The organism is Kocuria sp. GQ42 (assembly GCF_059758435.1).
The window spans coordinates 705901-720940 of the sequence record NZ_JCAXEN010000001.1; the positions used below are offsets into that span (position 1 = coordinate 705901).

Here is a 15040-nt window from a genome sequence, read left to right on the forward strand (position 1 = left end):
CCACGTGGCACGCATGACCAGAGCCCAGCGCGACCGGCGCCCCGGGCAGCCCCGGCCGCGGCGCTCGATCCGCACGATGTTCGCCTCCTCCGTGCTGGTCATGGAGGCGTTCATCGCGTTCTTCGCGGCCCTCACCGCCTACGGGGTCCTCGGCCGGGAGCTCGGGGACGGGGCCCGGACGGCGATCCTGGCCGGCGGGACCGCGCTCGCGCTGCTCCTGGGGCTGGCCCCCGCCGTGCTGGGCCGGCCCTGGGGGTACACGGTCGGCTGGGTCCTGCAGGCCGTGTTCCTGGCCACCGGCTTCGTGCTGCCCACGATGTTCTTCGTGGGCGGGCTGTCCGTGCTCGCCTGGTGGTACGCCGTGCGCACCGGGGCGCGGCTGGACCGGGAGAACGCCGCCCGCGACGCCGCCCAGGCGCAGTGGGAGCGGGAGCACCCGGACGGCTAGGCTGGGCACCGACATCCTGGACCCGCACCTCGGAAGGACCCCCATGACCACGGAACGCACCCTCGTCCTCGTCAAGCCCGACGGCGTGGCCCGCGGCCTCACCGGCGAGGTGCTCGCCCGGATCGAGGCGAAGGGCTACCGCCTCGTCGACCTGCGGCTGCTGCACGCGGAGCGCTCCGTGCTGGAGCAGCACTACGCCGAGCACCAGGGGAAGCCGTTCTACGAGCCGCTCGTCGAGTTCATGCTGAGCGGCCCGGTCGTGGCCGCCGTCGTCGAGGGCCACCGGGTGATCGAGGGCTTCCGGTCCCTGGCCGGGACCACCGAGCCGACCACCGCCGCGCCGGGCACGATCCGCGGCGACCTCGGCCGGGACTGGGGCGAGAAGGTCCAGCAGAACATCGTGCACGGCTCCGACTCCCCGGAGTCCGCCGAGCGCGAGATCGGCATCTGGTTCGCCTGAGCCCTGAGCCCTGAGCCCTGGGCCCGCCGGAACCCGGTGCGCACCGACGACGACGGCCTCCGCCCAGCACGGGCGGAGGCCGTTCGTCGTCGGTGCCGTGCCGCGTCCGGCGGAGCCGCACGGCACCGGGCGGGCTCAGGCCGGGAAGATGACCCCGGCGAACCGGACCAGGACCGTCCCGAAGAGCAGCACGAGCAGGGCGGCGGAGACGAACCACGCCCACTGCTCGGCGCCGCGCGCCACGCCGGCCGGCGCCGGCAGCACCCCGCCGCGCAGGTTGCGGGTCGTGGTGTGCACCAGCAGGACGGTCTGCATCACCCATACGAGCATGCAGTACAGGCACAGGGCGTTGATCTCGAAGGTGGTCTGCCACCACAGCCACAGCACGAAGACCCAGCCGAGGGTCACCCCGATCTGCAGCCCCCACCAGTACCAGGCGGCGAACCGGGCACCCGCCAGCACCGCGAGCGCCACGGCCACGACGACCGCGTAGGCGACGATGCCGATGAAGGGGTTGGGGAAGCCGAAGGCCTCCGCCTGGGGCGTGCGCATGACGGTGCCGCAGGACAGCCACGAGTTGATGTCGCAGCTGGTGCGGTGGCCGGCGTCGAGGAAGAGCTGGAGCCGCTCGTACACCAGCGTGGCGGCGCCGTAGAAGCCCAGGAGCCCGGTCACGAGGGCCACGAGGCCCCAGCGCCGGTCGGCGCGGGCGTCCGGGCCGCGGGACACGGCGGGGGAGTCGTCGAGGGTGGGCGGAGTGGAGGTCACACGCCGATCCTAGGCGATGCGCCCCGATGCGCCCCGGGGGCTCTCCCGGCCCCGTGCCCGCGGGTTGCGGGCCGTGACGAGGCCAATCCGGCCCGCACCGGGGCGTCTGTGAGATACTGGCCACGGTCGAGCCCGCCCGTACGCGGGATCTCGGCCCAGTCGGACTTCGACCCCAGGTCGGCAGGACCCGCGGCTCTCATCGGATTGAGCGCGTCCGCCGCCGGCCCAAGACCGTTGCCCTCGTGAGCAGCGGCTCGAAGCCCCGGACTGGCTCGTTGCCGTCCCCGCCCGTTCGCGAGGTGTGCGGGACGCGACGGGTACGCACAGGACTTCTGGCCGCCGCGTGGACCCCCACCGGCGATACGCCGACCAAGCAGCTGCGGGGACCGGGTACGGACGGCGTACCGCGGCAGGAGCACAGCTGTATATGGATGCCGAACAGGTGAACCAGGCCGGGGCGCAGGACGCCCTGGACGCTGGTCAGCAGAACACATCGCACGACGCCCGCCGGGACCTCCCGGCGGCGGAGGCAACGGTGCAGGACACCGCCCCCGAGGCCCCGGGCCACGTGCCCGAGGAGCCGTCGGAGGACGCACCGGCCGTGCCGGACACCGTCCCGGAGATTTCGGGCCACGTGCCCGAGGAGCCGTCGGAGGACGCGCATCCCGCGCCGGACGCCGTCCCGGAGGCCGGGCCCGACACGCCGGGCGAGGTCCCCGGCGAGCCGTCGGAGGCTGCGCCGTCCGCGCCGGCCACCGGCGACGCCGCGGGGACCGACACCCTCGACGTCGCGCCCGGGACCGCGGTCCCCGGCGACGAGCGCCCCGGTGCGGTGGCCGAGGAGGCGGCCGCGCCCGCGAACCCCGCGCCCGGCACGCCCGGTGCGGAGGAGGCCGCCGAGGGCGTCGAGCCCGCCGGCGAGACCGAGGACCTGGGCCCCGGGGCCCAGGCGCCGGCCGTCGACGCGCCGGCCGGAGCCGGGCAGGACCCCGCCCCGTCCGCCGAGGACGACGAGGCGGACTCCGACGATCGCGCGGACACCGATGACGAGGACACCGACGACGACGGGGAGCCGCGCACGGCGCCGGCCGCCGCGGTGACGGCGACCTCGCTGATGTTCCACGCCCCGGACCTCGACGAGCTGCGCGAGGCCGCTCAGCAGCGCGCCGCCCGCCGCCGGGAGGCGCGGCGCCGCCAGCAGGAGGAGAACGCCTCCGCCGAGGACCCGGTCGACGGTCCCGAGGAGCCGGACACGGCGGAGCTCGCCGACGAGGGCGAGGAGGCCGGCCAGGGGACCGGCGGGAGCGCCACCAGCCGCCGCCGTCGGCGCCGCCGCCGCGGCGAGGTCGACATGGAGCTCGTGGGCGGCAGCGACGACGACCCGCCCAACACGGTGACCCGGGTCCGGGCGCCCCGCGCCGCGGAGACCGCCACGGTCGACGAGGTCGTGGCTGTGAAGGGCTCCACGCGGCTCGAGGCCAAGAAGCAGCGCCGGCGCGAGTCCCGCCAGACGGGCCGCCGCCGCCAGGTGATCACCGAGGCCGAGTTCCTGGCCCGCCGCGAGTCGGTCGAGCGGCAGATGCTGGTCCGGCAGAAGGACAACCGGATCCAGATCGGCGTCCTCGAGGACGGCGTCCTGGCCGAGCACTTCGTCTCGCACACCCAGCAGGACTCCCTGATCGGCAACGTCTACGTGGGCAAGGTGCAGAACGTGCTGCCGTCCATGGAGGCCGCGTTCATCGACATCGGCCGGGGCCGCAACGCCGTGCTCTACGCCGGCGAGGTCAACTGGGACGCGTCGCGGCTCGAGGGCGGGCCGCGCCGGATCGAGGTCGCGCTGAAGTCCGGGGACTCGGTCCTGGTGCAGGTCACCAAGGACCCGGTGGGGCACAAGGGCGCCCGGCTCACGAGCCAGATCTCCCTGCCCGGCCGGTACCTGGTCTACGTCCCGGGCGGGTCGATGACCGGGATCTCCCGGAAGCTGCCCGACGTGGAGCGCGCCCGGCTGAAGAAGATCCTCAAGGACCGTCTGCCGGACGGGGCGGGCGTCATCGTGCGCACCGCCGCCGAGGGGGCCTCCGAGCAGGAGCTCACCCACGACATCAACCGGCTGCGCGCCCAGTGGGAGCAGATCCAGGAGCGGGCCGGGTCGACCAGGACGCTCGCGCCCGAGATGCTCTACGCGGAGCCGGACCTCACGATCAAGACGGTGCGCGACGTCTTCAACGAGGACTTCACCACCATGGTCGTCCAGGGCGACGAGGCGTGGGACAACATCGAGGCGTACGTGACCTACGTCGCACCGGACCTGCTCGACCGGCTCAAGAAGTGGGACGAGGACGAGGACCTGTTCGTGAACTACCGCGTGGAGGAACAGATCCAGAAGGCACTCGAGCGCAAGGTCTTCCTGCCTTCGGGCGGCTCCCTCGTCATCGACCGCACCGAGGCGATGACGGTGGTCGACGTGAACACCGGCAAGTTCACCGGCTCCGGGGGCAACCTCGAGGAGACCGTCACCAAGAACAACCTGGAGGCGGCCGAGGAGATCGTCCGGCAGCTGCGGCTGCGGGACATCGGCGGGATCATCGTGATCGACTTCATCGACATGGTCCTCGAGTCCAACCGGGACCTCGTGCTGCGCCGGCTGGTGGAGTGCCTGGGCCGGGACCGCACCAAGCACCAGGTGGCGGAGGTGACCTCGCTGGGCCTCGTGCAGATGACCCGCAAGCGCATGGGCACCGGCCTGCTGGAGGTGTTCTCCGAGCCGTGCGAGCACTGCGCCGGCCGCGGCGTGGTGGTCCACGACCACCCGCTCGAGGGCCGCTCCGGCGGCGCCACGAGCGAGTCCCGCGACCAGCGGCCGAACCGCACGGAGCGCAAGCGCGGCCGCGGGGGCCGCAACGAGCAGCAGCCCGCCCGGACGGAGCAGCGCTCCGCCGAGGCCGATCCCGCCGAGAAGGCCAAGGCCGAGGCCGCGCGGACGGCGTTCGCGACGATCGCCGCCGCCACCCACCACGAGGAGGCGGCCGCGGACGAGCCGGAGCGCGCCGAGGAGGCCGCCCAGCCGGCGGAGTCCCGGCCCGAGGGCTCGGGGCGCTCCCGGAAGAAGCGCCGCGGCAAGCGCAGCCGGGGCCGCGGCCAGGGCGGGGACACCGCCGCCGAGCAGCAGCCGGAGGAGGGGGAGGACACCGCCCCGGCCGCCCCGGAGCAGATCCCCGCCGAGGGGGCGCCGGGCGAGCAGGGCTCGCGCCTGACCATCAACGGCGAGGTCATCGAGCTGCCGCAGGGCCACGCCGTGGTCGTCGAGCCCGCCGAGGCCCGGCCGCTGAGCCTGGACTCCCTCGCGGAGGTCTTCGGGCAGAGGGGGCCGGACGCCGGCTCCGCCGCCCCGGAGGCCGCCGCCGAGGCGGTCACCGGTGCGGATGACGCCGCGGAGAGGGCCGCCGCCGCGGCGGAGGCCCCGGCCCAGGAGCCCGTGGCACAGGAGCGCACGGAGCGGCAGGCGCCCGCCCCGGCCGCGGCGGTCGTCGCGGAGCAGGCGGACGCCGAGCCCGTGCGGCCCCGGCGGCGCTCCCGGCGGGCCTCGGCCCCGGCGGCGCGGCCCGGCGAGGCCGAGGTGACCGCCGGCCAGGCGGCCGCCGCGGAGGGCGCCCGGCACGAGGCGAAGACCGTCGCCCAGCGCGCCCCGGAGGACCCCTCCCGCCGGGCGCCGACCGTCGTCGGCGTCGGCGTCAAGGCCGAGGACCTCACCAGCGGCCGGCCCGCCGACCGGGGCTGACCCGCCCCGCCGAGCAGCACCACGGAGGACCCCGACCGGCACGGTCGGGGTCCTCCGTCGTCGCGGACCGTCACGGACCGTCCCGGCCTGCCCGCCCTCCGCACGGCGGCGTACCGTGGTGCGCACCACAAGCACACCCGGGGCCGCCGTCCCGTCCGCCGGGAGAGCGGCCGCCCGTTCCAGGGAGCATCGCCATGACCAGTGCAGACACCATCCGCACCACCGGCACGGAACTGTTCGTCCACCGGGATCCGTCGGCCGTGGACCGGCACTACACGGAGGACTTCATCCAGCACTCGCCGCTCGCGCCGGACGGGCGCGAGGGTCTCAGGCACTTCGTGCAGAGCATGCCCGACGACTTCCGCGTGGACATGGTCCGGATGCTCGACGACCACGGGACGGTGGCCGTCCACTCGGTGTACGAAGGGCTCGGTCCGGAGCCGCTGGTCGGCTTCGACGTCTTCCGAGTGGAGGACGGACGGATCGCCGAGCACTGGGACGTCCTCGAGCCCCTGCGCACGGGCCCCGACGGCGCCCGCCCCCAGCTCGACGGTCCCGTCGCGGTCACGGACCACGAGCGGACGCAGGACAACAAGCGCATCGCCGCCGAGTGGGTCGAGGCCGCCCTCATCGGGGGCGACCGCCACGCCGTCCAGGACCACATGAGCCCCCGGGGCTGCACCGAGCACACCGGCGGCACACCGGACGGCCCGCAGCCCGCGTACCAGCGGCTGCGCCGGGTGGTCGGCGAGGGGAACTTCGTGCTGACCGTCGCGGAGGCCGCTCCCGGAGAGAACCGCGACGGGGGATCCACCGGAACGGTCGCCTGCTACGACCTCTGGCGCCTCGACGACGGCCGGATCGTGGAGCACTGGGGCGTCGCGCAGCCGGTGCCCCAGCGGATGGCGCACGCCAACGGCATGTTCTGATCCCGTGCGGGGTCCGTGCCGGCTCCCGCACGACGACTAGACTGGCAGCACACCAGACACGGGGTGCCGCACGAGCGGCTGAGAACACACCCGTCGAACCTGATCTAGCCAGTACTAGCGAAGGGATGTCGCAGATGCGCGATGCCGTACCCCCGTCCGACCGCACACCAGGACCCGGGAGGCCGGTGCCGCCGGACCCCGCGCTCGCCGAGGACGCCGCCGCGGCCCTGGAGGACCTGCGCGCCGCGGCGCCGCTGGTGCAGTGCATCACCAACGCCGTGGTCACCAACTTCACCGCCAACGTGCTGCTCGCCGTGGGCGCCTCCCCGGCGATGACCGACATCCAGGGCGAGGGCGGGGTCTTCGCGGAGCTCGCCGACGGCCTGCTCGTGAACACCGGCACGCCCACCGCCGAGCAGCGCGGCGCCGCCTACGAGGCCGTCGGGGCCCGGCGCCGCGCGGGCCGGGCCTGGGTCCTGGACCCGGTCGCGGTGGGTGCCCTGCCCGTGCGCACGGCGCTGGCCCGCGACCTGCTCGGGTTCGAGCCGGCGATCGTGCGCGGCAACGCCTCCGAGGTCATCGCCCTCGCCGGCGGCGCCGGCGGCCGCGGCACGGACACGACCCACGGCGTCGACGCGGCCCGGGACGCCGCCGCCGCGCTCGCCGCGCGGGCCGGCTCGGCCGTGGCCGTGTCCGGGCCCGTGGACCTCGTGCGCTCCCCGGACGGCACCGTGGTCCGGGTGCCGCACGGCACGCCCCTGCTGACCCGCATCACCGGCGGCGGGTGCGCCCTGGGCGCCCTCATGGCCGCGTTCACCGCCGTGCGCACGGACCCGGCCGCCGCGGCGGTGGCCGCCACCACGGTGTACACCCTCGCGGCCGAGGACGCGGCCGCCGACTCCGCCGGGCCCGGCTCCTTCGCCGTGGCGCTGCTGGACCGGCTGCACGCCGTCACCCCGGAGGGGATCGCCGCCCGGGCGGAGCTCGTGCGCGAGGAGGGCGCCCGGTGAGCCCGCGCCTCGACCCCGCCGCCCTGGCCCTGCACCTGGTGACGGACACCGCCCTGAGCGCCCCCCGGACGGTCCCGGACGTCGTGGCCGCCGCCGTGCGCGGGGGAGCGACCATGGTCCAGGTGCGGGAGAAGGACGCCCCGGTCCGCGAGCTCGTCGCCCTGCTGACGGCCGTCGCCGAGCGCGTGGGCCGGCAGGTGCCCGTGCTCGTGGACGACCGCGCCGACGTGTACCTCGCCGCCCGCGCGGCCGGCGCCCCCGTGGCCGGCGTGCACGTGGGCCAGTCGGACCTGCCCGTGGTCCTCGCCCGGGAGATCTGCGGCCCGCACGCCGTGCTCGGCCTCAGCGCCGCCACGGCGGAGGAGCTCGATACTGCCGCCGCGCTGCCGGCCGGGACGGTCGACTACCTGGGCGTCGGGGCGGTGCGGGCGACCCGCACCAAGCCCGACCACCCCGAGCCGCTGGGCGTCGAGGGCTTCGCCCGCGCCGCGGCCCGCACGGCCCTGCCCTGCCTGGCCATCGGCGGGGTGCGGGTCGAGGACGCCCCCGGCCTGCGCGCCGCCGGCGCCGCGGGGCTGGCCGTGGTCTCCGGGATCTGCGCCGACCCGGACCCCGCGGCCGCGGCCGCCCGCTACCTGCGGGCCTTCACCGCCGTACCCGCCGGGGAGGTGGCCCCGTGACCGCCCGCGTGCCCCGCGTCCTGGCCATCGCCGGCACCGACCCCACGGGCGGGGCCGGCCAGCACGCGGACCTCAAGTCGATCGCCGCGATGGGCGGCTACGGGATGAGCGCCGTCACCGCCGTCGTCGTCCAGAACACCGTGGGCGTGCGCGACATCCACGTCCCGCCGGTCGAGTTCCTCTCGGCACAGCTGGACGCGGTCGCCGAGGACGTCGAGATCGACGCCGTCAAGATCGGGATGCTCGGGTCCGTGCCGGTCATCGAGGCCGTCACCCGGTGGCTCGGGACCCACCGGCCGCCGGTCGTGGTCCTGGACCCCGTCATGGTCGCGACCTCCGGGGGCCGCCTGCTGGAGCGCGAGGCCGAGGACGCCCTGCGCTCGATGCTCGGCCTCGCCGACCTGATCACCCCGAACCTGCAGGAGCTCGCCGTGCTCGCCGGGGAGGACACGGCGTCGTCGTGGGACGAGGCCCTCGCGCAGGGCCACCGCGTGGCCCGCGCCCACGGCACCCTGGTGCTCGTCAAGGGCGGGCACCTCAGGGGGGACCGGACGCCCGACGCGCTCGTGGGCCCGGACGCCCCCGAGCCCCTCGTGGCGTTCGACGGCGCCCGCGTGCCCACCGAGAACTCCCATGGCACCGGGTGCTCCCTCTCCTCGGCCCTGGCCACCCTCCAGGCCCGGCACGGGGACTGGCCCCGGAGCCTGCGGATCGCCCGGGACTGGCTGCGCGGCGCCCTCGAAGCCGCCGGGGACCTCGAGGTCGGCCACGGCAGCGGGCCCGTCCACCACTTCCACCACGTCCAGGACGCCCTCGAGAGCTGGGGCACGGCGCCGGAGCGGTTCACCGACGAGCTGTGGGAGGCCTCCGCGGCCGTGCGGCGGGAGATCGAGGAGCTCGAGTTCGTCCGCCTCCTCGGCGACGGCCGGCTGGAGCCGGACCGCTTCCTCGCCTACCTCGACCAGGACCTGCAGTACCTCGACGGCTACAGCCGGGCGCTGGCCCTGCTGGCCGCCAGGGCGCCCGACGAGGAGCAGCGGCTGTTCTTCGCCGCCGGCGCCGTGTCCTGCACCGAGACCGAGGCGCAGCTGCACCGGGCCCGGCTGCGGCACGCCGCGGACGGCGGCGCCCGGGCCGGCGGCGCCCGGGACGGGCTCGGCGAGGTGACGCGGCGCTACACCACGTTCCTGCTCGCGGCCACCGCCGCGGAGCCCTACCCGGTGGGCCTGGCCGCCGTGCTGCCGTGCTACTGGGTCTACGCGGACGTGGGCCGGCACCTGAACGAGCTCGCCGCGGCCGACGGGACCGACGGGCACCCCTACGCGGACTGGCTGGCCACGTACGCGGACGAGGGGTTCCAGGAGGCCACCCGCACGGCCCGCCGGCTGCTCGACGACGCCGCCCGGGCGGCCCCGGCGGACGTCCGGGCGAGGATGCGGGAGGTGTTCCTGGAGGCCTGCGCGCTCGAGCGGGACTTCTTCGCCGCGCCGGTGGCGGAGCGCCGGTTGGCGGGCGCTGACCGGATCGAGTAGTCTTGATCTTCGGTGCCCTGCCGGTGCGCGCGTGTAAAAACTCGACACCCCACCTGGCGGCACATGCGGGTGCAGTTCCTGAATTGCGGCGAACCTGCGCTGACCTCGGCCTAGTCCCACGGGCCGGTCACCGTCAGCTCGTCTCAACGTCGTTGGTCCTGACAGGTATGCGCTCGACCCACACTGTTTACACATGACGTCGAGAGAAGTGAGTTCCCAAGTGGTGTACGCGATTGTCCGCGCTGGCGGCCGCCAGGAAAAGGTTTCCGTCGGAGACCTCGTTACCCTTGACCGCGTCGCCGGCGGAGCAGGCAGCACCATCGAGCTCCCTGCCCTGCTGCTGGTCGACGGGGACAAGATCACCTCGGATGCCCAGACCCTGGCGAGCGTCAAGGTCACGGCCGAGATCGTCGAGAACCTCCGCGGTCCCAAGATCTCCATCCAGAAGTTCAAGAATAAGACCGGCTACAAGAAGCGCCAGGGCTTCCGTGCCGAGCTGACCACCGTGAAGGTGACCGGCATCGACGCCTGACCGGCCCGGTCCCCGTCCAGACTCCACCAGCCAGTAAAGACCCGAAGGTAGGCACACCTCATGGCACACAAGAAGGGCGCGAGCTCCACTCGCAACGGTCGCGACTCCAACGCGCAGTACCTCGGCGTGAAGCGCTTCGGCGGCCAGACCGTCAACGCCGGCGAGATCCTCGTCCGGCAGCGCGGCACGCACTTCCACCCCGGCCTCAACGTCGGCCGCGGTGGCGACGACACCCTGTTCGCCCTGGCCGCCGGTCAGGTCGAGTTCGGCACCCGCCGGGGCCGCAAGGTCGTCAACATCCAGGCTGCCGCAGAGTAGTCCACAGGGCCGGCGCTGCCGGCCCCGGTGCGGGTCACGACCCGCACCACCCATGTTTGGTCTGTAGAGGGTGGGTGCGTCCAGCGCCCGCCCTCTACAGTCTTAACGTGGCCCGTCCGTTCTTGAACCAGAGGAGTTCCCCGTGGCCAGTTTCGTCGACCGCGTCGTCCTGCACGTCTCCGGCGGCTCCGGCGGGCACGGCTGCGTGTCCATCCGCCGCGAGAAGTTCAAGCCGCTCGGCGGTCCGGACGGCGGCAACGGGGGGGACGGCGGCAGCGTGGTGCTGCGCGTGGACGGCCAGACCACCACGCTGCTGAACTACCACCACGCCCCGCACCAGTCCGCCCCCAACGGCGGACCCGGAAAGGGCGACCTCCGCCACGGGCACAAGGGCGAGGACCTCGTCCTGTCCGTCCCCGACGGCACCGTGGTCAAGGACCAGGACGGCAACGTCCTGGCCGACCTCGTGGGCCAGGGCTCGGAGTTCGTGGCCGCCCCCGGCGGGCAGGGCGGGCTGGGCAACGCCGCGCTGGCCTCGGTCAAGCGCAAGGCCCCCGGCTTCGCGCTCCTCGGCACGCCGGGCTCGGCCCGGGACGTGGTCCTGGAGCTGAAGTCCATCGCCGACATCGCCCTGGTCGGCTACCCCTCCGCCGGCAAGTCCAGCCTCATCGCCGCGATCAGCGCCGCCCGCCCCAAGATCGCCGACTACCCGTTCACCACGCTCGTCCCGAACCTCGGCGTGGTGGAGGCCGGGGACGTGCGCTACACCGTGGCGGACGTCCCGGGCCTGATCCCCGGGGCCTCCGAGGGCAAGGGCCTGGGGCTGGAGTTCCTCCGCCACGTCGAGCGCTGCGCCGCCCTCGTGCACGTCCTCGACTGCGCGACCCTCGAGCCCGGGCGGGACCCGGTCTCCGACCTCGAGACGATCGAGGCGGAGCTCGCCGGCTACGCCGTCGACGGCGACCTCGACGGCGGCCAGGCGGTGCCGCTCAACGACCGGCCCCGGCTCGTGGTGCTGAACAAGATCGACGTCCTCGAGGCCCGGGAGCTCGCCGAGTTCGTGCGGCCCGAGCTCGAGTCCCGCGGCTACCGCGTGTTCGAGATCTCCACCGCCTCCCACGAGGGGCTGCGGCAGCTGACCTTCGCCATGGGCGAGGTCGTGCAGGAGGCCCGTGCCGCCCGTCCCGCCCCGGCGGAGGCCCCGCGGGTCGTGCTGCGCCCCAAGGGGGTGCGCGGGCCCGAGTTCACCATCACCCGGGAGGAGCGCAACCTCGAGCCGCTGTGGCACGTGCGCGGCGACAAGCCCGACCGGTGGATCCTGCAGACCGACTTCAACAACGAGGAGGCCGTCGGCTACCTCGCCGACCGGCTCGCGAAGCTCGGTGTCGAGACGGAGCTGTTCAAGCAGGGCGCCCGGCCCGGCGACGCCGTGCTCATCGGTCCCGAGGACGACGGCGTGGTCTTCGACTGGGAGCCCACGATGGTCGGCGGCGCCGAGCTGCTGGCCGGGCCCCGCGGCACCGACCTGCGCTTCGCGGACATCGACCGTCCCACCCGCGAGCAGAAGCGCCAGCAGTACCAGGACCGCAAGGACGCCAAGGCCGCCGCCCGCGCCGAGCTCGAGGCCGAGCGCTCCGCCGGGGTGTGGACCGAGTCGGTCGACGCCCGGCGCGGCGAGGCCCCGGCCGGCACCGACGACTGAGCCCGCCCGCGGGGCGGACCGCGACCGCCCGTGCCGGACGCCCCGCGGCCACCGCCCGACGACCGACCCGATACACCGGACTGACCCGACACACCGACTGACCCGACACACCGACTGACCCGACACACCGACGACGCCCACCGGACGAGGGAGACGCCCAGGATGAACGAGCAGACGAACGAGATCGACGTCGAGCAGCTCGAGGAGGTCGCGGAGAAGTCCGCGGTCCAGCTCAGCAGCGAGAACCGCGGCAAGAACCGGCGCAGCCCCATCGAGCACCGCGAGGACATCCCGCGCGCCCACCGCGTGGTGGTCAAGGTCGGCTCGTCCTCGCTGACGTCCATCGAGAGCTCGATCGACGAGCAGGCCGTGCGGATGATCGTGGACGCCCTCGGCGAGACGAAGGCCCGCGGCATCGAGCTCGTGTTCGTGTCCTCGGGCGCCATCACGGCCGGTCTGGCGCCCCTGGGGCTGTCCCGGCGGCCGAAGAACCTGGCCGGCAAGCAGGCGGCCGCCGCCGTGGGCCAGGGCCTGCTCATGGGCCGCTACATCGAGTCCTTCGCCCGCTACGGCGTCACGGTGGGCCAGGTGCTGGTCACCGCCGAGGACCTGATGCGGCGCAGCCACTACAAGAACACCCACCGCCAGATCGAACGGCTCCTGGACTTCGGGGTGCTGCCCATCGTCAACGAGAACGACGCTGTGTCCAGCCAGGAGATCAAGTTCGGCGACAACGACCGGATCGCCGCGCTGATCGCCCACCTGATCAAGGCCGACGTCCTGCTGCTGCTCTCCGACGTCGACGCCCTCTACACCATGGACCCCCGCAAGGGCGGGGAGCGGATCCCGGTGGTGAACGACCCCATCAAGGACCTCGAGGGCGTGCAGATCGGGTCGGTCGGCCGCGCCGGCGTCGGCTCCGGCGGCATGGTCACCAAGGTCCAGGCGGCCCGGATCGCCGCGGCCTCGGGCATCCCCGCTCTCGTCACCTCGGCGCAGAACATCACCCGCGCCCTGGACGGCGAGGACGTCGGCACCTGGTTCGCGACCTCCGGCGGGCGGCGCAACGTCCGGCTGCTGTGGCTGGCCCACCTCGCGGACATCAAGGGCTCCCTGACCCTGGACCCGGGCGCCGTCGAGGCCATCCGCGACCGCAACTCCCTGCTGGCCGCCGGGGTCACCGGCGTGTCCGGGACCTTCGAGGCGGGGGAGCCCGTCTCGCTGCGGGACCAGGAGGGCAAGGAGATCGCCCACGGGCTCAGCAACTACTCCTCGGACGAGATCCCGCCGATGCTCGGCAAGTCCACCTCCGTGCTGGCGGAGGAGCTCGGGGACGACTACAGCCGGGAGCTCGTGCACGTGGACAACCTCGTGGTCCTGCGCGCCCGCGGCGCACGGACTAAACTGAAGAAATGACTTCCGCCGCACACGATTCCGTGACCACCGACGAAGCCACCCGCACGACCGGCAAGGCGGTCGTGACCGACACCGGCGTCATCGCCACCTTCGGGGAGGACCCCGTCGCCGGCGTCGCCGCGATGGCCGACGACGCCCGGGACTCCGCCCGCGTCCTGGGCCGCGCCACCCGGGCCTGGAAGGACCGGGCGCTGCTCGCCATCGCCGACCGCATCGAGCGCAAGCAGGACGTGGTGCTCGCCGCGAACGCCAAGGACCTCGAGCGCGGCCGCGTGAACGGGACCTCCACGGCCCTCCTGGACCGGCTCAAGCTGGACGCCGAGCGGATCACCGGCCTGGCCGAGAGCCTGCGCGAGCTCGCCGCGCTGCCCGACCCCGTGGGCGGGTTCGTCCGCGGCAGCACCCTGCCCAACGGCCTGCGGATGCGCCAGGTGCGCGTGCCGATGGGCGTGGTCGGCGCCATCTACGAGGCCCGCCCCAACGTGACCGTGGACATCGCCGGGATCGCCCTGAAGTCCGGCAACGCGGTGCTGCTGCGCGGCGGCTCGGCCGCGGAGGAGTCCAACCGGGCCCTCGTGGGCATCATCCGGGACTCCCTGGCCGACGTGAAGCTGCCCGTGGACTGCGTCCAGAGCGTCGACGAGTACGGCCGCGAGGGCGCGAACGCGCTCATGGCGGCCCGCGGGAAGGTCGACGTCCTCATCCCGCGCGGCGGGCACGGTCTGATCCAGTCCGTCGTCCAGAACGCCAAGGTCCCCGTCATCGAGACCGGCGAGGGCAACGTCCACCTCTTCGTCGACCACTCGGCGTCGAAGAAGATGGCCGTGGACGTGGTCGTCAACTCCAAGACCCACCGCACGAGCACGTGCAACACCACGGAGACCCTCCTGCTGCACCGCGGCTTCGAGCACGGGGCCGCGGTGCTCGCGGCCCTCGACCGGGCCGGCGTCACGCTGCACGTGGACGAGCGGGCCGAGGCCCTGCTGCCGGCCGGCAGCCACCACCTGCGCGCCACCGACGAGGACTGGGGCACCGAGTACCTGTCCATGGACCTGGCCGTGAAGGTGGTGGACTCCCTGGACGAGGCGCTCCAGCACATCGACCGGTGGTCCACCCGGCACACCGAGGCGATCGTGACCAACGACCTCGCCTCCGCCGAGCGGTTCGTCGCCGAGATCGACGCCGCCGCGGTCATGGTCAACGCCTCCACCCGCTTCACCGACGGGGGCCAGCTTGGCCTCGGCGCCGAGATCGGCATCTCCACCCAGAAGATGCACGCGCGCGGACCCATGGGCCTGGAGGAGCTGACCACCACGAAGTGGATCGTCCAGGGCGACGGGCACGTCCGCGCCTGAGCCCCGGACGCGGCGGGCCCGCCGCGGATTCAGTACGATGAGAGCCGTCCGGGCCAGCCGGCCGAGGCGGCAGGGCCGTCCACCGACCACCCGCCGCCACGTCGGCGACAGA

At 74.2% G+C, this 15040-nt stretch carries 13 protein-coding genes and 1 riboswitch; of the genes, 12 read left to right on the plus strand and 1 reads right to left on the minus strand.

What is annotated here, in order from left to right; translation table 11 throughout:
- Positions 1-13: 13 nt before the first annotated feature.
- Together AC6CH6_RS03310 and ndk are read left to right on the plus strand one after the other, a co-directional pair.
- Positions 14-448, plus strand: a complete 435-nt coding sequence (locus AC6CH6_RS03310; RefSeq protein WP_176337635.1) for a DUF4233 domain-containing protein — start codon at positions 14-16, stop codon at positions 446-448.
- 43 nt (positions 449-491) lie between these two features.
- Entirely contained in the window at positions 492-908 is a 417-nt protein-coding gene (gene ndk, locus AC6CH6_RS03315) for a nucleoside-diphosphate kinase (RefSeq protein WP_017834593.1), read from the plus strand.
- Positions 909-1043: 135 nt separating this feature from the next.
- Here the strand turns inward: ndk and AC6CH6_RS03320 are convergent, their stop codons facing one another.
- Positions 1044-1676 carry a vitamin K epoxide reductase family protein gene (locus AC6CH6_RS03320; RefSeq protein ID WP_498253992.1) on the minus strand — a complete coding sequence of 211 codons (633 nt, stop codon included), beginning with the start codon at positions 1674-1676 and terminating at the stop codon, positions 1044-1046.
- Positions 1677-2103: 427 nt separating this feature from the next.
- On the opposite strand from AC6CH6_RS03320, the gene AC6CH6_RS03325 reads away from it, so the two are divergent.
- The 10 genes from AC6CH6_RS03325 (at position 2104) to AC6CH6_RS03370 (ending at position 14928) form a co-directional block, all read left to right on the plus strand.
- The gene (locus AC6CH6_RS03325) at positions 2104-5454 is read left to right on the plus strand and encodes an Rne/Rng family ribonuclease (protein ID WP_498253993.1); all 3351 of its coding nucleotides are present in this window, start codon (positions 2104-2106) and stop codon (positions 5452-5454) included.
- Positions 5455-5648: 194 nt separating this feature from the next.
- Positions 5649-6383 carry a nuclear transport factor 2 family protein gene (locus AC6CH6_RS03330; protein ID WP_498253994.1) on the plus strand — a complete coding sequence of 245 codons (735 nt, stop codon included), beginning with the start codon at positions 5649-5651 and terminating at the stop codon, positions 6381-6383.
- A 49-nt stretch (positions 6384-6432) separates the two neighbouring features.
- Positions 6433-6526: riboswitch (TPP riboswitch) on the plus strand.
- 42 nt (positions 6527-6568) lie between these two features.
- Entirely contained in the window at positions 6569-7393 is an 825-nt protein-coding gene (thiM, locus tag AC6CH6_RS03335; protein ID WP_498253995.1) for a hydroxyethylthiazole kinase, read from the plus strand.
- Entirely contained in the window at positions 7390-8073 is a 684-nt protein-coding gene (gene thiE, locus AC6CH6_RS03340) for a thiamine phosphate synthase (protein ID WP_284563649.1), read from the plus strand. Before thiM ends, thiE begins: the two co-directional genes overlap by 4 nt.
- Positions 8070-9605, plus strand: coding sequence for a bifunctional hydroxymethylpyrimidine kinase/phosphomethylpyrimidine kinase (locus tag AC6CH6_RS03345; RefSeq protein WP_498253996.1), 1536 nt, complete (start codon positions 8070-8072; stop codon positions 9603-9605). The genes thiE and AC6CH6_RS03345 overlap by 4 nt, the downstream gene beginning before the upstream one ends.
- A gap of 220 nt (positions 9606-9825) precedes the next feature.
- Positions 9826-10137 carry a 50S ribosomal protein L21 gene (gene rplU / locus AC6CH6_RS03350; protein ID WP_017834600.1) on the plus strand — a complete coding sequence of 104 codons (312 nt, stop codon included), beginning with the start codon at positions 9826-9828 and terminating at the stop codon, positions 10135-10137.
- Positions 10138-10197: 60 nt separating this feature from the next.
- Positions 10198-10455, plus strand: coding sequence for a 50S ribosomal protein L27 (gene rpmA / locus AC6CH6_RS03355; RefSeq protein ID WP_017834601.1), 258 nt, complete (start codon positions 10198-10200; stop codon positions 10453-10455).
- Between the two features lie 142 nt (positions 10456-10597).
- On the plus strand, positions 10598-12157 hold the full coding sequence (gene obgE, locus AC6CH6_RS03360) for a GTPase ObgE (protein ID WP_133410785.1): 1560 nt from the start codon (positions 10598-10600) through the stop codon (positions 12155-12157).
- 162 nt (positions 12158-12319) lie between these two features.
- Complete coding sequence (proB, locus tag AC6CH6_RS03365; RefSeq protein WP_133410784.1) at positions 12320-13573, plus strand: glutamate 5-kinase; 1254 nt, start codon at positions 12320-12322, stop codon at positions 13571-13573.
- On the plus strand, positions 13570-14928 hold the full coding sequence (locus tag AC6CH6_RS03370; protein ID WP_031283629.1) for a glutamate-5-semialdehyde dehydrogenase: 1359 nt from the start codon (positions 13570-13572) through the stop codon (positions 14926-14928). Before proB ends, AC6CH6_RS03370 begins: the two co-directional genes overlap by 4 nt.
- The last annotated feature ends 112 nt before the right edge of the window (positions 14929-15040 follow it).